This window comes from Sphingobium sp. D43FB (genome assembly GCF_002312805.1).
In the GTDB taxonomy this organism is placed as follows: domain Bacteria; phylum Pseudomonadota; class Alphaproteobacteria; order Sphingomonadales; family Sphingomonadaceae; genus Sphingobium.
The window spans coordinates 1-17933 of the sequence record NZ_NMUA01000018.1 but is presented as its reverse complement, the minus strand read 5'-3'; the positions used below and the strand labels follow the sequence as shown (position 1 = coordinate 17933).

Annotated in this window: 18 protein-coding genes and 1 pseudogene; 17 read left to right on the top strand and 2 right to left on the bottom strand. The window is 62.2% G+C overall.

The genetic code is table 11. From position 1 onward, the window contains the following. Positions 1–26: 26 nt before the first annotated feature. Together SxD43FB_RS15320 and fabG are read left to right on the top strand one after the other, a co-directional pair. Positions 27–449, top strand: coding sequence for a GxxExxY protein (locus tag SxD43FB_RS15320; RefSeq protein WP_096062948.1), 423 nt, complete (start codon positions 27–29; stop codon positions 447–449). An 11-nt stretch (positions 450–460) separates the two neighbouring features. Beyond that, entirely contained in the window at positions 461–1201 is a 741-nt protein-coding gene (gene fabG / locus SxD43FB_RS15315) for a 3-oxoacyl-[acyl-carrier-protein] reductase (RefSeq protein WP_096062947.1), read from the top strand. Positions 1202–1337: 136 nt separating this feature from the next. Here the strand turns inward: fabG and SxD43FB_RS15310 are convergent, their stop codons facing one another. After that, positions 1338–1676, bottom strand: coding sequence for a metalloregulator ArsR/SmtB family transcription factor (locus tag SxD43FB_RS15310; protein ID WP_096062946.1), 339 nt, complete (start codon positions 1674–1676; stop codon positions 1338–1340). Positions 1677–1966: 290 nt separating this feature from the next. Here SxD43FB_RS15310 and SxD43FB_RS15305 point away from each other — a divergent pair, with 290 nt between their 5' ends. The 6 genes from SxD43FB_RS15305 (at position 1967) to SxD43FB_RS15280 (ending at position 8798) form a co-directional block, all read left to right on the top strand. Next, positions 1967–3109 (top strand): site-specific DNA-methyltransferase, encoded by a 1143-nt coding sequence (locus SxD43FB_RS15305; protein WP_096062945.1) that lies wholly within the window; start codon positions 1967–1969, stop codon positions 3107–3109. Between the two features lie 133 nt (positions 3110–3242). Further along, positions 3243–4367, top strand: coding sequence for a dihydropteroate synthase (gene folP, locus SxD43FB_RS15300; RefSeq protein ID WP_096062944.1), 1125 nt, complete (start codon positions 3243–3245; stop codon positions 4365–4367). A 135-nt stretch (positions 4368–4502) separates the two neighbouring features. Continuing rightward, the gene (gene rplM, locus SxD43FB_RS15295; protein ID WP_037473167.1) at positions 4503–4982 is read left to right on the top strand and encodes a 50S ribosomal protein L13; all 480 of its coding nucleotides are present in this window, start codon (positions 4503–4505) and stop codon (positions 4980–4982) included. Next, entirely contained in the window at positions 4982–5560 is a 579-nt protein-coding gene (gene rpsI / locus SxD43FB_RS15290; RefSeq protein WP_096062943.1) for a 30S ribosomal protein S9, read from the top strand. The genes rplM and rpsI overlap by 1 nt, the downstream gene beginning before the upstream one ends. Positions 5561–5706: 146 nt before the next feature. After that, complete coding sequence (locus SxD43FB_RS15285; protein WP_255245746.1) at positions 5707–8511, top strand: DUF3857 domain-containing protein; 2805 nt, start codon at positions 5707–5709, stop codon at positions 8509–8511. A gap of 104 nt (positions 8512–8615) precedes the next feature. Beyond that, entirely contained in the window at positions 8616–8798 is a 183-nt protein-coding gene (locus tag SxD43FB_RS15280; protein WP_096062941.1) for a CsbD family protein, read from the top strand. Positions 8799–8834: 36 nt separating this feature from the next. Here the strand turns inward: SxD43FB_RS15280 and SxD43FB_RS15275 are convergent, their stop codons facing one another. Continuing rightward, on the bottom strand, positions 8835–10214 hold the full coding sequence (locus SxD43FB_RS15275; RefSeq protein WP_096062940.1) for an amino acid carrier protein: 1380 nt from the start codon (positions 10212–10214) through the stop codon (positions 8835–8837). A 212-nt stretch (positions 10215–10426) separates the two neighbouring features. Here SxD43FB_RS15275 and glmM point away from each other — a divergent pair, with 212 nt between their 5' ends. The 9 genes and pseudogenes from glmM to SxD43FB_RS15230 form a co-directional block, all read left to right on the top strand. Then, positions 10427–11767, top strand: a complete 1341-nt coding sequence (gene glmM, locus SxD43FB_RS15270) for a phosphoglucosamine mutase (RefSeq protein WP_096062939.1) — start codon at positions 10427–10429, stop codon at positions 11765–11767. A gap of 108 nt (positions 11768–11875) precedes the next feature. After that, the gene (locus SxD43FB_RS15265) at positions 11876–12100 is read left to right on the top strand and encodes a DUF1272 domain-containing protein (protein WP_096062938.1); all 225 of its coding nucleotides are present in this window, start codon (positions 11876–11878) and stop codon (positions 12098–12100) included. Further along, positions 12097–12852 (top strand): bifunctional hydroxymethylpyrimidine kinase/phosphomethylpyrimidine kinase, encoded by a 756-nt coding sequence (thiD, locus tag SxD43FB_RS15260; RefSeq protein WP_096062937.1) that lies wholly within the window; start codon positions 12097–12099, stop codon positions 12850–12852. The genes SxD43FB_RS15265 and thiD overlap by 4 nt, the downstream gene beginning before the upstream one ends. Further along, positions 12845–13444: a ribonuclease HII gene (locus SxD43FB_RS15255; RefSeq protein WP_096062936.1), complete on the top strand. Its 600-nt coding sequence runs from the start codon at positions 12845–12847 to the stop codon at positions 13442–13444. The genes thiD and SxD43FB_RS15255 overlap by 8 nt, the downstream gene beginning before the upstream one ends. A 279-nt stretch (positions 13445–13723) precedes the next feature. Continuing rightward, on the top strand, positions 13724–14359 hold the full coding sequence (locus SxD43FB_RS15250; protein ID WP_096062935.1) for a L,D-transpeptidase family protein: 636 nt from the start codon (positions 13724–13726) through the stop codon (positions 14357–14359). A gap of 292 nt (positions 14360–14651) precedes the next feature. Beyond that, positions 14652–14930, top strand: a complete 279-nt coding sequence (locus SxD43FB_RS15245; protein ID WP_096062934.1) for a type II toxin-antitoxin system RelE/ParE family toxin — start codon at positions 14652–14654, stop codon at positions 14928–14930. Between the two features lie 10 nt (positions 14931–14940). Beyond that, entirely contained in the window at positions 14941–15225 is a 285-nt protein-coding gene (locus SxD43FB_RS15240; protein ID WP_096063009.1) for a HigA family addiction module antitoxin, read from the top strand. A gap of 248 nt (positions 15226–15473) precedes the next feature. Next, positions 15474–16943 carry an AAA family ATPase gene (locus SxD43FB_RS15235; protein WP_176482799.1) on the top strand — a complete coding sequence of 490 codons (1470 nt, stop codon included), beginning with the start codon at positions 15474–15476 and terminating at the stop codon, positions 16941–16943. 60 nt (positions 16944–17003) lie between these two features. Continuing rightward, positions 17004–17804, top strand: a pseudogene (locus SxD43FB_RS15230) (IS630 family transposase); the annotation flags it as partial. Positions 17805–17933 lie beyond the last annotated feature (129 nt).

Genomic DNA, 17933 nt, shown 5'->3' with positions numbered 1-17933 from the left:
CGGAGGCGCGGAGACGCGGAGGGAATTTGGCGGATATCGATCGCATCAGCGGAGACGTTCTTGACCTCGCCTTGCGGATGCATCGCGACCTGGGGCCGGGACTGCTTGAAAATGTGTACGAGATGATCCTGGCGGCCAAGCTGACGGCCATGGGCCATCGGGTCGAGCGGCAGAAACCCGTCGACATCAGCTATGATGGTTTGGATTTCGCTGCCGCTTTCAGGATCGATCTTTTGGTCGATGACCGCTTGCTGGTAGAGATCAAATCGACCGAACGCCTCCACCCTGCCCATGCAAAACAATTGCTGACCTATCTTCGCCTGACCAACCAGCCCGTAGGGCTTCTGATCAATTTCGGCGGCGCCACGCTCAAGGAAGGGGTGAAGCGCATAGTCAACGACTATGTCCCCTCCGCGTCTTCGCGCCTCCGCGTGAACCAAGTGGAATAAGGAGACTGACCATGTTTGACCTCACAGGAATGACCGCGCTGGTGACGGGCGCTTCGGGCGGGATCGGGTCCGAGATTGCCCGGTCGCTGGCCGCGCAGGGGGCGACGCTGGCGTTGTCGGGCAGCAATGAAGACAAGCTCAAGGCGTTCGCGGCGGAGCTGGGCGGGGATCATAAGACTTTGGTGTGCAACCTGTCTGACCCGGCTTCGGTCGATGCGCTGGTGCCGCAGGCGGTCGAGGCGTTGGGCGGCAAGCTTGACATATTGGTCAACAATGCGGGGGTGACGCGCGACAATCTGATCCTGCGGATGAAGGATGAGGAGTGGTCGACCGTGATTGCGGTCAATCTGGAAGCCGCGTTCCGCCTGTGCCGCGCCGCCGCCAAGCCGATGATGAAGGCGCGGTTCGGGCGGATCATCTCGATCACCTCCGTCGTGGGCGTCACCGGCAATCCGGGCCAGTCCAACTATTGCGCGTCGAAGGCCGGGATCATTGGCATGTCCAAATCGCTGGGCCAGGAACTGGCGAGCCGGGGCATCACCGTCAATTGCGTCGCGCCCGGCTTCATCCGGTCGGCGATGACCGATGCGCTGAACGACGCGCAGAAGGGGGCTATCCTGCAGAAAATCCCGGTCGGCGACTTGGGCGATGGCGCGGATATCGGTGCGGCCGTGGTGTATCTCGCCAGCCGCGAGGCGGGTTATGTCAACGGCCAGACGCTGCATGTGAACGGCGGCATGGCGATGATTTGAGGCTAAGCACCTCGGTGATTCTTGTTCCCCGGCGGAAGCCGGGGTCCAGGAGCGGCAGGGGATGTACCCAGATACCCTGGACCCCGGCTTTCGCCGGGGAACAAAAAAGGGGCAGTTGGAGCAGAATTGGGCGTTCCTAAGCCCCCATATCCTCCAGCGCGGTGAAGCGTTGCGACCATAGCGCGCCATAGACCGCCATCCATTGCACCACCGGGGCCAGGCCCTTGGTGCGGGCGCTGTAGAAGGTTTCGCGTCCGGCCTTGCGGGCCGTCACGAGCTTGGCGCGTTTCAGCTTGCCGAGGTGGCGCGATACCATGGGTTGCGATACGCCCGCGATCGCGGTGAGCGCATGGACGCTCTGTTCGCCTTCGCGCACGAGATATTCCAGCAGCGCGCGGCGAGTGCCGTCCGACAAGGCCTTGAACTGGGCGTCGATCGTCGCGCCGCGATTATCTTCCTGTAATCCAACTGTCATCGGTCAGTCATAACCATAGGGTTATCAATGGGTCAACCATTGTTGCCGATTTGGACCTTCGCGCGCCGTTAACCAAAAAAACTTTGGGTCGGGATGGGCGTGAGTCTTTTGAGTCACACCGCCCTATCTTGAGTCCCGCGCGACTCGCCAGACTCCATATCTTGTGGTTCCCCGCTTCGTTCTCCCCGACATCTGTGTCGTTCTGTATCGGGCAGGCCAAGGTGGCGGGCTTGACGCCGGACTCCCAAGGACTCATCGCTATTGTTCAAGACGAACGGGGGTTTTTACGCATGGGTGTCATGGAGCGGGTCGCACCGGCGCGACGGAAAAAGGCGATCGCACCGATCGCGGTCGCAGCGGCCGAGATTGCGACCGATTGCCTGCTGCGGGGCGATTGCATTGCGCAGATGGCGGCGCTGCCCGACAATTGCATCGACATGATTTTTGCCGATCCGCCCTATAATCTGCAACTGGGCGGCGACCTGTTCCGGCCCGAGGGCGGACGGGTCGATGCGGTCGATAATGACTGGGACAAGTTCGATACGCTGGGCGCCTATGACCGCTTCACCAAGGCATGGTTGAAACAGGCGCGCCGCATCCTGAAGCCCAATGGTAGCATCTGGGTGATCGGCAGCTATCACAACATCTTCCGCGTCGGCACCGCGTTGCAGGATGAAGGTTTTTGGATCCTCAACGACATCATCTGGCGCAAGGCAAACCCGATGCCCAATTTCAAGGGCACGCGCTTTACCAATGCGCATGAGACGCTGATCTGGGCCAGCCAGGGTGAGGACGCCAAATATACGTTCAACTATAAGGCGATGAAGACGCTCAATGACGAGCTGCAGATGCGGTCCGACTGGGTGCTGCCGATCTGCGGCGGGCAGGAGCGGTTGAAGCGCAACGGGACCAAAGCGCATCCGACACAGAAGCCGGAATCGCTGCTCTATCGCGTCATGCTGTCCTGCACCAAGCCGGGCGATGTGGTGCTTGATCCTTTCTTCGGGACGGGCACCACTGGCGCGGTAGCCAAGCGGCTGGGGCGCAAATGGATCGGCATCGAGCGGGAGGAATCCTATATCGAGGTCGCGCTGGAGCGGATCGAGGCGGCGCTGCCATTGGATGAGTCCGCGCTCACCATCATGCAGAGCGCCCGGTCGCAGCCCAAGGTCGCGTTCGGTACGCTGGTCGAAACGGGCTATTTGAAGCCCGGCGCGGTTCTGACGGACGCCAAGCGGCGCTGGCAGGCGGTGGTGCGGGCCGACGGGTCGCTGGCGGTGGGGAGCGATACCGGGTCGATCCACAAGATCGGCGCTACGTTGCAGAATGCGCCGAGCTGTAATGGCTGGACCTTCTGGCATCATGAGGCCGAGGGCGGGTTGAAGCCGATCGATACGCTGCGCCAGACCTATTTGCTGGCGAACGAGCCTTAAGCGCCGCCACGACTACGCCGTCATCCTGACGAAAGTCAGGATCCATTGGCTCTGGCGTTGCGCGTTTCTGCAGGGCTAGAGCCAATGGATGCTGAAACAAGTTCAGCATGACGAAAGAGGGGAGTCCCGCTCGATGACATTGCCCGCCATTCCCGCCGATGCGCGCCTGTACCTGCGGCCGACATGGTTCGTGCCGTCGCCGATCGGCCTGCCGGACGGGTCGGTGGCGCGGATGGGTAATGGGCTGATCTGGTTTCAGGGCTATGAACTGAGCGCCTTTGCCGGGCGGGAGCGGGTGGCGCGGGTGACGGTGCCGGTGGCTGGGTTCGCCGATGCGATCGCCAGCTTGCCTGATGTTTTGGCGGAGCGCGCGCAGAGGCTGGCCGCCAATATTTCCGCGACCCGCGCGCCTTTGGTCCTTGGTGAGCGGACCATCCGGTTCGATGCGCCGCAGGTGATGGCGATCCTGAACGTCACGCCCGACAGTTTTTCCGACGGCGGCAAGCATGTCGGCGATCCGCAGGCGGCGGCCGATGCGGGTTTTGCGATGGCGGCGGCGGGCGCGGCGTTGATCGATGTGGGGGGCGAGTCCACCCGGCCGCGCGCGGACAAGGTGTGGGAAGGCGATGAGATCGCCCGCATCGCGCCGGTGATCGAGCGGCTGGCGGCGGCGGGCGTGCCGGTGTCGGTGGACACGCGCAAGGCGGTGGTGATGGAAGCGGCGCTGGCCGCCGGTGCGAAGATCGTCAATGATGTCAGCGCGCTGGCGCATGATCCGCGCAGCATGGAGGTCGTGGCCGGGGCAGGCTGCCCGGTCATCCTGATGCATGCGCCGTCGGCAGGCGATGATCCGCATGACAATCCTGCAGGCTATGGCGATGTCGTGGCGGATGTGTTCGATCATCTCGAACGGCGGATCGCGGCCTGCCTTGATGCTGGCATCGCGCGGGATCGGATCATGGTCGATCCGGGGCTTGGCTTTGGCAAGTCGCTGGCCGACAATCTTGCGCTGGTGAATGGGCTGGCGACGTTTCAGGCGCTGGGCGTGCCATTGCTGTTTGCAGGCAGCCGCAAAAGGCTAATCGGTGCGCTGTCGAACGAAGCGCCCGCTGCCGACCGACTGGGCGGTTCCATCGCGCTGGCGTTCCGTGCGGCGCAGCTCGGCGCGCAGATGGTGCGGGTGCATGACGTCAAGGAAAGCGTCCAGGCCTTGCACCTGTGGCGGGGGTTGGCGGACGCCGGATTGAGCGCGATTTAGATGCAGGTATTATTTTACCCGTCAGGAAAGCCGCCATATCGCTTGACTTGGACGGCTTCCCCAGTCATTAGCGCCCCACTTCCGGGGGTCGGTGAAGGCCTGCGGTTCTTTAATTCATTCTGGAGTATTGGCACCATGAAGGCGCTGATGAAGACGACCAAGTCGGCAAGCCCGGCAACGGTTGATAAGAAGTGGGTCCTGATCGACGCGGAAGGCCTCGTCGTCGGCCGTCTCGCTTCGACCGTGGCAAATATCCTGCGTGGCAAGCACAAGACCAGCTTCACGCCCCATGTCGATTGTGGTGACAATGTCATCATCATCAACGCGGGCAAGGTGAAGTTCACCGGCAAGAAGCTGACCGACAAGATCTATTACAAGCACACCGGCTATGCCGGCGGCATCAAGGAAACCACGCCCGCCAAGATTTTGGAAGGCCGTTTCCCTGAGCGCGTGCTTGAAAAGGCGATCGAGCGCATGATCCCCCGTGGCCCGCTGGGCCGCCAGCAGATGCGCAACCTGCGCGTCTTCGCCGGTGCCGAGCATCCCCATGAAGCCCAGAACCCCGAAGTGCTCGACTTCGCGTCGCGCAACCGCAAGAACAAGGTGGGTGCATAATGTCCGATAACCGCCAGTCCCTGTCCGACCTCGCGGCGATCGCCGCCGAAGCGGCTGCCGCTCCGGCTGCAGCGCCTGCTGCTCCTGAAGCCGCCGCGACGCCAGCTGCTCCGGTTGAAGCCGAAGCGCCTGCCGCTCCGGTCGAGCCTGCAGCGCCCACCATGCCGCTGCGCGCGCAGGAAATCGACAACCTCGGCCGCGCCTATGCGACCGGTCGTCGTAAGGATGCCGTTGCCCGCGTCTGGGTGAAGCCCGGCACCGGCAAGATCACGGTCAATGGCCGCGATCAGGAAATCTATTTCGCGCGTCCGACCCTGCGTCTGGTCATCAACCAGCCCTTCGGCGTCACCGACCGTAACGGTCAGTATGACGTGATCGCCACCGTCAAGGGCGGCGGTCTGTCCGGCCAGGCCGGTGCGGTCAAGCATGGCATCGCCCAGGCGCTGACCAAGTACGAGCCTGCGCTGCGCAGCGCGGTCAAGGCCGAAGGCTTCCTGACCCGCGACAGCCGCGTCGTCGAGCGTAAGAAGTACGGCAAGGCGAAGGCGCGCAAGAGCTTCCAGTTCTCGAAGCGCTAAGTCGATACCGACTGCAAGTTCAGGAAAGGGGCCGGTTTTCCGGCCCCTTTTTTCGTGCGCGCGCTTCGTGTGATCGCTTGAGTGCCCCGTCCCGATGCAATAGCCTGCGTGGCGACAGGCGGATGCCGGGGGATGTTCGGGGGTTTATGAGACAGACGATGTGGATGGCGATGCCGATCGCCACGATGATTGCCGCGCCGGCTGTGGCGGGCGAAGCGCCGCTCTATCAGGCGGCACCCGCCTGGGTGGAGAAGGCCAGCGTGCCGCCGCTGTCGAGCTTCGAGGGCGAACCGCCGACGATGCTGTTATTCGACAGCCAGCAGCGCGTCGAGGATGGCCGCCTATGGAGCTATGCCGATGTCGCGACCCGCGCGGGGTCGGCCGAGGCGCTCGCTCAGCTATCGTCGCTCACCCTGCCATGGGCACCCGACAAGGGCGACCTGATCATCCATGAAGTATCGATCCTGCGCGGCGACCAGGTGATCGATGCGCTGGCGGGCGACAAGCGCTTTGCTGTGCTGCGCCGGGAAGAAAATCTGGAAGCGCGCCAGATTACCGGCGTCCTGACGGCGACGCTGGCGGTCGAAGGGGTGCAGGTCGGCGATATCGTCCGCCTTCGCTATACGACGTCGATGAAAGATGACGCGCTCGGCGGACATGTCCAGGGTGCGATGGGGCTGTTCGCCGCGCCGCTCCGAATGGGACAGGGGCGGCTGCGTGTGCAATGGGATGAGCGCAGCGCGGCGAAGTGGAAATTGCTGGCCAAGGATGCAGTGGTCAAGCAGCAGAAAAAGGGCGCGTTCAACGAACTGACCGTCGCCCTGCCATTGGTCAAGCAGCCGGAGATGCCGGAGGATGCGCCGTTGCGCTATCGGCATCCGCCCTTGTTCGAGCTTTCGACCTTCGCGTCCTGGGCCGATGTATCGAAGACGATGGCACCGCTCTATGCGACCGAAGGGCTGATCGCGCCGGGTAGCGGGCTAGCGGGCGAACTGGACAAGCTCAAGGCATCGGGCGGGTCGCCGCGCGCGAAGGCGGCTGCGGCGCTGCAACTGGTGCAGGATAGTATCCGCTATCTGGCGATCGGCATGAATGGCGGCAATTATGTGCCCCAGACCCCGGCGCAGACCTGGACGCTGCGCTATGGCGATTGCAAGGCCAAGACCTTGCTGTTGCTGGCATTGCTGCGGGGCATGGGGATAGAGGCAGAGCCGGTGCTGGCCAGTTCCGCCATGGGTGATTTCGTGCCCGAAAGGTTGCCGAGCGTCGCCGCGTTCGACCATGTGCTGGTGCGCGCGACGATCGATGGCGAGACGCTGTGGATGGATGGCACGGGCAGCGGCGCGCGGATCGACGATCTGGGCGATACGCCGCCTTTCGGCACGGTGCTGCCGGTGCGGACGGCGGGTGCGGACCTGCTGCCGATCCAGACCCGCGCCAACGCGCGGCCGATCATAGATATCGCGATCGAGGCCGACGAGAGCGGTAGCGTTCGGCTGCCCAGCGTCTTCGATGCGGTGGCCGTGTTGCGCGGCCCGGCGGCGTCCATGATCAATGTCGCCCTGGGCCAACTCGATACCAAGCAGCGCGCTGACATGGTGCGCGGTTTCTTCATGCGGCAAATGGGACAGTCGCAGTTCAGCGACGTCAGTGTCGCGATGGATGCCGCCACGGCGACCACGACGCTGAAAGCGCATGGCGTCACGACGACGCCTTGGCGCCTGGAGGATAATCGTCATCGACGTAGCATTGGCCGGGGCGTCAACGACATCAGCTTCGCGCCCGATCGCGGGCGTCCGGCGTGGATCGATATTCCGGTGGCGACGCCGCCGCCGTCGGGGGTGCGCTATCGGCTCAAATTGCGCTTGCCCGATGGCGGCAAAGGCTATGTGCTGGAAGGCGACCAGAATGTCAGCCAGTCGATCGCCGGCTTCACGATCAAGCGCAACGTCCAGTTGCGCGACGGACTGCTCGAACTGGACGAACGGATGGATTCGACCGGGGTCGAGATTGCGGCGGCGCAGGTGCCCGACGAACGTGATCGGCTTGCCACGGCGCAGGCCTTGGCCCCGCGCTTGATCGCCCCGGCCAAGCCGACCTTGCACTGGGACGCGCCTTATGACGTGGTGGCGAACTGGCCGCAGGTCAAAGCGGGCGAGCAGGCTTTTACGAAGGCGATCGCCGACGACCCGGATAAGGCATCGGGCTATAGCGACCGTGCGAGTTTCCGTTGGGGCGTGGGCGATCGAAAGAAGGCACTCGCTGATCTCGACAAGGCGATTTCTATCGAACCGGACATCAATCGCTATCTCAACCGGGCTGATCGGAGGTTCAAGCTGGGCGATGTGCCCGGCGCGCTGGCAGATGCACGAATGGCGCGGCAACTCGACCCGTCTGCCTTTAGCGCGATCAGCGCTGTTACCACTTATCTCGCCGAAAGTGACAAGCTGGACGAGGCGCTGGTGATGGTGGATCAGCGGATCGCCATCGGCGGCGAAACTCGCGATGCCTATCGTCGGCTCAAGGCCAGCCTGCTGGGCACCTATGGCGATGCGGCCAAGGCGGTCGAAATGCTCGACGCGCATATTGCGGAGAAGCCCGGCCTGACGGCGCTGCTCAACGAACGCTGCTGGGTCAAGGGTACGCGCAACATCATGCTCGATAGTGCCCTCACGGATTGCACCCGTGCGATCGAAACGAGCACCGTCACCGTGGCTGCGCTCGATAGCCGTGCCATGGTGTGGTTCCGCATGGGACGCTATCAGGACGCGTTGCAGGATCTTAATGCCGTGATCGATCAAGGGCCGGGGCAGTCGCAGAGCCATTTCATGCGCGGAATCGTTCTGCATCGGCTCGGTCGCGGTGGAGAAGGCGAGTCCGATATTGCCTTAGCGCGCAGGATAGACCCGCGTACCGACGCGGACTATGCGCGGTTCGGCATCAAGCCGTGATCATCGCAACAGCTATCGGCGATTTCGTTACGGGAGCGGTTTGACGGCAACCTTTATTCTGATTGTCGGTTGAATAGGCAACACCAACCAACAGGAGACTGAACATGGGTGAAGCAACTGACAAGCTGAAGGCTGCTGGCAACAAGCTGGTCGGCAACGTCAAGGAAGCCGTGGGCAAGGCGACCGACAATGAGCGTCTGGAAGCCGAGGGCAAGGCCCAGCAGGTCAAGGGCACCGGTCAGGATGTGGCTGGTTCGGTCAAGGGCGCGCTCGGCGACAAGATCTGACGCTACCGCCTTTAAGTAAGCAGGAAGCCCCGCCCTTTAACCGGCGGGGCTTTCTTTTTGCGTCAGATAGGCCTTCACGTCTCGCCGCAATTCCCCGGCGCACAGATACAGCGCGATGACGTTGGGAATGGCCATCAGGAAGAAGCTGGAATCGACGATCCCGACGACCCGGCCCAGGTCGATCGCGGCGGCAGGGGGCAGGGCGACGACATAGAGGATTTTGTAGGTCCATTGCGCGCGCGCACCGTGGCCGAACAGATAGCCCCAGGCCTGCAGGCCATAGAAGCCCCACGCTACCAGCGTCGAATAAGCGAACAGGAACACCACGACAGCCAGCAGCCAGGGGAACCAGGGCGAAACCTGGGCGAAGGCGGCCGAGGTGATGGCAATCCCCTCCAGCCCGCTATTCCATGTGCCCGCCACGACCAGCGCCAATCCGCCGAGGCCGCACACGATCATCGTGCCGAGCAGCGGCTCCAGCAGGGCCACCAGGCCTTCGGATACGGGATGGCGCGCGCGGGCGAGGCTGTGCGCCATGACGGCCGAGCCGACACCAGCCTCGCTGGCGAACACCGCGCGGCGCATGCCCGCGACGAAGGCACCCACTGCGCCGCCGGTGGCTGCATTGCCGGTCCAGGCACCGTCCCAGATCAGCACGAGCGCGCCGGGGATGGCGCCCAAGTGCAGGATCAGAATCGCGAACACCCCGAACAGATAGACCGCGACTTTCAGCGGGGTCAGCCGCTTGGCGACTTCGCCCAGCCAAGCCGCGCCGCCCAGCGTCACCAGCGCCACCGCGCAGGCCAGGAAAATGCCATAGCCCCATCCGTTGGTGAGGCCAGTGACGACCTTGACCTGCGCGAAACTCTGGTTGACCTGCACCATCGGGATCGCCCCGAACAAAGCGAAAAAGGCGTAGGCACCGCCCAGCGCCAGCCCGACCTTGGGCCAGCCGCGCGCCGCGCCAACGGCCTTCAGGACATACATCGGCCCGCCATGGACATGGCCCTGGGCGTCGAACACGCGATATTTGAGGCCGAGCGTGACTTCCGCCATCTTCACCGTCATCGCGAACCAGCCGATGACGAACATCCACAGGATCGCGCCCGGCCCGCCCATCGTCAGGGCGACGGCGACGCCCGCAATATTGCCCAGGCCGATCGTGCCCGACAGCGCGGTGCTGAGCGCCGCCCATTGGCTGACATCGCCCTGCGCTTCGCCCTTTTCGGGCTGGGTGCGCAGGATGCGGATCGCGCGGCCGACCTGGGTGATATTGGGGAAGCCCAGCAATAGCGTGAAGAACAGCATCGGCAGCGCGAGATAGAGGACGATCAGTTCGATCTGCGTACCCAACATCGGCAGCTTGAAGAACACGGCGGCCGAGATGGCATCGACTATGGCGTTGAAATTTTCCATTCTGCGCCGATGGCGCGAGCCTGCGAGAAAGTCGATCAAAGATTGCTCTTTCCCCCTCCGTTCGCCCTGAGTAGGGTCAGAGCGAAGTCGAAGGCCCGTATCGAAGGGTCTCGCGCTGCGCATGTCCTTCGATACACCGCTTCGACTTCGCTCAGCGGTTACTCAGGACGAACGGATTTATGGGGGTCATCCCCAAAGCATGAGAGACATATGTGAGCAGGCAATATTTCGGCACCGACGGTATCCGCGGGCGCACCAACCAATGGCCCATGACCCCCGACCTGGCGATGAAGGTCGGCATGGCGGCGGGCACGCATTTCCTGCGTGGTGCCCATCGCCATCGCGTCGTGATCGGCAAGGATACGCGGCTGTCGGGCTATATGGTCGAAAATGCGCTGGTCGCGGGCTTTACCGCCGTCGGCATGGACGTGGTGCAATTCGGGCCGATCCCGACGCCTGCGGTTGCGCTTCTCGCCCATTCGATGCGCGCGGACCTGGGCGTCATGATTTCGGCCAGCCACAATCCCTATTTCGACAATGGTATCAAGCTGTTTGGGCCGGATGGTTACAAACTGTCGGATGAGGATGAACTGAAGATCGAGGCACTGATCGGGCAGGAGATTGCGCTCGCGCCGTCCAAGGATATTGGCCGCGCTCGGCGGGTCGAGGATGCGCGTGGGCGTTACATCCATGCGGTCAAGTCCAGCTTTCCTGCCGATTTGCGGCTCGACGGCCTCAAGATCGTGGTCGATTGCGCCAATGGTGCGGCCTATCAGGTCGCGCCGTCCGCGCTGTGGGAATTGGGCGCGACCGTCGTGGCGGTGGGGGTCAGCCCCAATGGCACCAACATCAACGACGGCTGTGGATCGACATCGCCCTTGCTGTGCCAAGAAACCGTCGTCTCGTCGGGCGCGGATATCGGCATTGCGCTGGACGGCGATGCGGACAGGCTGATCGTGGTCGATGAGAAGGGCCAGATCGTCGATGGCGACCAGATCATGGCGCTGATCGCGACCAATTTCGCGCGCGACGGTATGTTGCGCGGCGGTGGGCTGGTGGCGACGGTGATGTCCAACCTGGGACTGGAACGCTGTCTGGCGGGGCAGGGGATCGCGCTGGAGCGCACCAAGGTTGGTGATCGCTATGTGCTGGAGCGGATGCGCGAGGGGGGGTTCAATGTCGGGGGGGAACAGTCGGGGCATATGATCCTGTCCGACTATGCCACCACCGGCGACGGCACGGTCGCGGCGTTGCAGGTGCTGGCCGCGCTGGTCCGGTCGGGCAAGCCCGCCAGCGAGACGCTGCACCAGTTCGATCCGGTGCCGCAGTTGCTCAAAAATGTGCGCTTTGCCGGGGGCAAGCCGCTGGAGCATGGAGACGTGCAGCACGTCATCGCGCAGGCTGAGGCGGAACTGGCCGGATCTGGTCGCCTCGTCATCCGCCCGTCGGGGACGGAGCCTGTGATCCGGGTGATGGCCGAGGGCGACAGCGCAGACCAGGTGAGGGACGTGGTCGAGCGGATCTGCGCTGCGGTTGAGAAGGCGGCGGCGTGAGTCTCCATTGTCGTCGTCATCCCAGCGAACGCTGGGATCTCGCTTGCTTTGGTTCGAGAAGAAGAAAAAGAGAGATGCCAGCGTGCGCTGGCATGACGGAGATGGGCGATGCTTGAGATGCACCCCGATTGCGAGCGCTGCGGCGCGGACTTGCCCGCCGATGCACCGGGCGCGTTTATCTGTTCGTTCGAATGCACTTTTTGCGCGACCTGTGCCGAGGCACTGGACGATCGTTGTCCCAATTGCGGCGGTGAATTGATGGACCGGCCGACGCGGACGGGCAAGGCGCTGGCCGCCAATCCCGCCGCCACCGTGCGCAGGCATAAGCCATGACACCTGCGCGGATTTTGATCATCGCCGGGTCCGACAGTGGCGGGGGCGCGGGGATTCAGGCGGACCTCAAGACGGTGACGCTGCTTGGCGGATTTGCCATGACCGCAATCACCGCGATCACGGCGCAGAATACGCTGGGGGTGCAGGGCGTCCATCCGATCCCGACCGACATGGTGCTGGCGCAGATGGAAAGCTGTATCAGCGATATCGGCGTCGATGCGGTGAAGATCGGCATGATTGGATCGGCGCAGACGGCGATGGCGGTAGCGGAGCGGCTCACGGTGCTTGATGGCGTCCCTATCGTTTTTGATCCTGTCATGGTCGCGACGAGCGGGTCGTTGTTGGCGGATGCGGATACGATTGCGGCTTTCCACAAGTTGATGGCCATCGCGACTTTGGTGACGCCCAATATTCCTGAACTGGCGGCGCTCGGCGGGGAGGCGATCGCGGCGCGTTTTGGCACCCATGTTCTGGCCAAGGGCGGGCATGGCGAGGGGGTGATGCTCACTGACCGGCTGATCGGGCCGCATGGCGTTGCCGAAACCTGGAGCGATGCGCGGATCGACACGCCGCATACCCATGGCACCGGCTGCACCATGGCCAGCGCGATTGCGACTGGGTTGGGGCAGGGGATGGCTTTGCCTGACGCGATCACGCGGGCGCGGGACTATGTGCGGTCGGCGTTGAAGCTGGCGCCGGGCTTTGGCGGTGGGCATGGGCCGATGGGGGCGCCGTTCACTTTCCATGCCTGATTTTGCGCATGAAAGCCTGCACCATCCGGGCCTTGTCGCCGGGGTGGATGAAGCGGGGCGGGGGCCGTTGGCGGGGCCGGTGGTGGCGGCTGCGGTTATCCTTCGGGTCGAGGATTGTCCGCAGGGGTTGGACGACAGCAAGAAATTGTCTGCAACTCGCCGGGCGGCGCTGGAGGTGGAGATCAAGGATCGGGCGGTCTGCTGGGGGCTGGGGGTTGCCAGTGTCGAGGAGATCGACCGGCTCAATATCCTTTGGGCGACGATGTTGGCGATGACTCGGGCGGTTGCGGCGCTGGGGCGGGATTGCGCGCATGTGTTGGTCGATGGCAATCGCTGCCCGGACTGGCCGCATGCGTCGAGCGCGATCGTCGGCGGCGATGCCAAGAGCCTGTCGATCGCCGCGGCCTCCATACTCGCCAAGGAAGCGCGGGACCGGATGATGGTGGAGGCAGCAGCGCGCCATCCGCATTATGGCTGGGCGAGCAACAAGGGCTATGGCAGCGCGCAGCATCTCGCGGCGCTGCGGACGCATGGGCCGACTCCGCTGCATCGGCGCAGCTTTGCGCCGGTTGCGCAGTTGGTGCTGCTTTAGGGGGCATCCCCGCAGCGCCACGCGCCACTGTGACTTGTCTCCCCTCCCCGGCGGGGAGGGGCCGGGGGAGGGGGAGCGAGGCGAAGCCGAGCGTCCACGCTGGCGGCGGTACACCCCCACCCAACCTCCCCCTCAAGGGGGAGGGGTTTGGTAGCGCGGGATCAATGTCCATTTCTGATCTCCTGACCCAATCCCACCCCGCTGTCCCAAGGCGGGACCGATGCGATAAAGCGCTTGTCTGCCTCTGGTGCGCGGCGGGGTTATGGTTAAGAAAGGCTTATGCTTTTCTTCCGGCTGCTTATTCTCCTGTGTTGCGCGTCTTTTTGTGTGCCGTCCGTGCGGGCGCAGGTTGTCGATGGGCCGCTCAGGCCGGGGGCGTATAGCTGGAACGATGATGGGGTCGCGGACGGGCCGCTCTACCTGATCGTCAGCCTCGCGCGGCAGCAGGTCCATGTTTATCGCGGCGACCGGCTGATCGGTGCGGCCAGCGTGTCGACGGGGACGAAGAACAAGGCCACGCCGACCGGCAACTTCCCGATCCTGCAAAAGCGGCAATGGCACCGCTCCAACCTCTATAGCAATGCGCCGATGCCCTTCATGCAGCGGCTGACCTGGGACGGGATCGCGCTGCATGCAGGGCATAATCCGGGCTATCCCGCCAGCCATGGCTGCATCCGGCTCCCTTATGCCTTTGCGCAAAAGCTGTTTGCGCTGACGCGGATCGGCACGTTGACGGAGGTGACGACCGACCGGCTGAGCGCCGCGCTGATGCTCGACCCGCTGGTGCTGGGCGATGCTGGCAGCAGCGTGGTGACGTTTGGGATGGGGGGCGGAGACATGCGCGGCGGGGCGGGGGCGTTTGCGCCGAGTCTGGCGATCGATCCGGGGATTTTCGGGAGTTGGGGGCGGTGGTGACGGGCCGGAGGCGCGCTCCGCAATTTTGCAAAATCATGTAAAGTTTACACCGTCGCTGGCCGAGCGTTTGTGCGGGGGACAGACGGGTGGCGTGAACTTCGCAATAGGCGAATTTTTGCGAAGTGGGGGGTGCTGCGCGCATGGGTGTGCGCGAGGGGTGAAGGGGCGTACCGGGAGAAAGAGCCGGGCGAGCATGGCATAGGTTGGGGGATGTAGGACAGGGGTGTCGACCGGGATCAAAGTCCGTCACTACCTCACTTGCATCGTGTAACGATACGCGATACAATTCCTTATGATCATCGGGTTCCGGCACAAGGGGCTTGAGACCTTTTATACCAGCGGTACAACGCGGGGCATTCAGGCATCCCATGCGAAGAAAATCCGTAATATCCTGGGCCTGCTCGACGTGGCGGCGGGGCCAGCGGATATGCATTTGCCGTCCTTCAAACTGCACGCTCTGAAGGGCGATCTGAAGGGGCATTGGTCGGTGTGGGGCAATGACAATTGGCGCGTGACGTTCCGCTTTGTCGGCACCGATGCCGAACTTGTCGATTATCAGGATTATCATTGAGGCCATGACGATGATGCATAACCCTCCCCATCCCGGCGAATTGCTGCGTGATGAAGTCATTGTGGCGCTCGGCCTGTCCGTCACCGAAGCGGCCAGCCGTCTCGCCATGTCGCGTGTCGCCCTTTCGCGCGTGCTGAATGGCAAGGCGGCGATCAGCCCTGATCTGGCCCTGCGGCTGGAACAGGCGGGGACAAGCACGGCGCGGGCGTGGCTGGCCATGCAGGCGAATTACGACCTGTGGCGCGCGCGCGAGAATGGACAGCCGGTGGTGCGGCGGTTGCAAGAGTTGGCGTGAGGTAGGGCACCTACCTCCAACTGCTAGGCAGTTTTTGCGGGTATCGCCGATCGCAGAAAATGTGTGCTGCTGACCAGGGTATCGGGTGTAGCAGACGTGGTGTCACTAGTTGCCTGAGCCACACGTCGCCCGAGACGGCTGAATTGCGAAAAGGCGACCTTTAGTGCTTTAACGCTTATCGAGGGCGCGCATTAATGACTGTGACGGATCGATACGTCCACGCTATGTTTCCTAAGCAGGAGAAAAAGATGCGATTGCTTCAAGCGCGGGTTACCGGTTTTCAGTCTTTTGAGGATAGCGACGACGTATGTTTTGGAAGTGGCGCAAATTTAATCGTAGGACCAAACAACGTTGGCAAAAGTGCGTTTCTGCGAGCGCTTCAACCAACGCTCTCGGACGATCGACATCGCACCCCGATTGAGTGGAGAGACGAGGCGCTACCATCACCTTCGATTAAACTGCGTATCGAAGTCAGCGGTTCTGAAATAAAACGCGCGGTTTCCAGAAATGCGCCGTGCATTATTCCCGCTCCGGCCGGTGTGCCGGGCAGTCCGGTAGGCTACGTTCAACAACTTCTCGATGGGCCACCCTTCTTCATCAACTTGGAACATCGTCCCGGTCGCGAATTTGCAGCGCCATATCCTTCGCATGGGCTATTTAAATGGCTAGGATACGGCCAGGCAGTAGCGGCCAAGCTAGTTACGAATAATGGGAATATAGAAATAAGCGCACACAATAATAGCGAAGACACTTTGCCAGCTACTATTCATAACTTGTGGAGATCAAAAATGTTCTGCTTTTCCGCAGAACGTTATAGCATCGGGCAAACATCGACCGCTCATATTGAACGACTAGATCAGAATGCTTCTAATCTAGCCGCTGTTCTGGCCACACTGTCTGGTGATCGGGGCGATCTTTTTGACAAGCTCGTATCACATCTTCGTGAGTTGTTTCCGACTGTTGGAAATATAAGTACGCGTATACAGCCTGGAAATCCTGGAGTGACTGAAATCCGTGTTTGGCCGACGATAGAGCGGCAGAACGTGGGTCTCAGTTTTCCACTAACGCAAAGTGGCACCGGGGTTGCTCAAACACTCGCACTACTGGTTGCAATAATGACAGTCGAGGATACTGTGATTGTTGTGGACGAGATTAATAGTTTTCTTCACCCTGCCGCCGTTAAGGCTTTGCTCCGCATTCTCCAGACTGAGTATGCACAACATCAGTATATCATCTCCACCCATGCTCCCGAAGTAGTTGGATTTTCCAATCCATCCACGGTACATTTAGTTAAGCGAAACGGGTACAAGTCGACAATCAGTCGGCTCGATCCAGCAGAGGTTAGCACGTTTCGTGAGGTAGCTTCTCATCTAGGTGTATCGATGGCGGATGTTTTTGCTGCTGATCGCGTTATCTGGGTAGAAGGTGAAACTGAAGAAACCCTTTTCCCGTATCTTTATCGTGAAACGGTTGGCCCGGTTCCGCGTGGTACAATTTTTACCACGGTGGCTGCAACCGGCGATTTCGGCGCCAAGCGTAGAGATAAGAAAATTGTATACGAAGCCTACTCACGGCTCAGTTCGGCGGTAGCAACTCTTCCGGTAAAGGTTATTTTTGGTTTCGATACGGAGATGCTGGCTGACCTAGAGAAAGCGGACATGGTACGGGAATCGCGTGGACGGCTGCGGTTTCTCCCTCGGCGGCATCTAGTGGATTGATCGGAACGAATGAGTCCGTTGGGGGATTCCCATGCTGTCTGCGCCGTGCGACGATGCAGCATGCGAACGGGTATCGAGATCGAGGTCACTGCACCGGACACGAAGCGGCTTGAGGCGATCGTCGCGGCGCGCTGGTCGCCGCAGAAGCATGTCTGGCGGGCGCGGATCATTCTCTTGACGGCTCAGGACTTTGGCACCCAGGCGATCATGGCGGCGACCGGAAAATCGAAGACATGTGTTTGGCGCTGGCAGGAACGGTTCATGGCCGAAGGCGTAGATGGGTTGCTGCGCGACAAGACACGGCCTCCGGGGATCGCGCCTCTCGATGCGGCTTTGGTGGACAAGGTCGTGGCGCTAACGCTGGAACCGCCCAGCCATGAGGCTACGCATTGGACGGTGCGTGCAATGGCCAAAGCCATTGGTATCGCGGCGTCATCGGTTGTGAAGATTTGGCACGACCACGGTCTGGCACCCCATCGGTGGCGCAGCTTCAAGCTGTCCAACGACAAGGCTTTCGCCGAGAAGTTGCACGATGTCGTCGGGCTCTATGTCTCGCCGCCTGCCCACGCCATTGTGTTGTCAGTCGACGAAAAGAGCCAGATCCAGGCGCTCGACCGTACCCAACCGGGCTTGCCGCTGAAGCGGGGGCGCGGGGCAACCATGACGCACGACTACAAGCGTAACGGGACCACAACCTTGTTCGCCGCGCTCAATGTCCTGGATGGCTCCGTGATCGGTCGCAACATGCAGCGGCACCGGCATCAGGAGTTCATCCGCTTCCTGAACGCCATCGAAGCCGAGATGCCCGCTGACAAGGCCATCCACGTCATTCTCGACAATTACGCGACCCACAAGCAGCCTAACCCGTCTTATTCAGCGGTGGGGCTTTGAGGGTTGGCGGGAGTGGCGTAAGCCTTTGGCTTGCTGTAGGAAATTGGATGTCTAGACCAACCTGCAGCGAGGCAAAAAATGCCACAGGCCACACCCGCC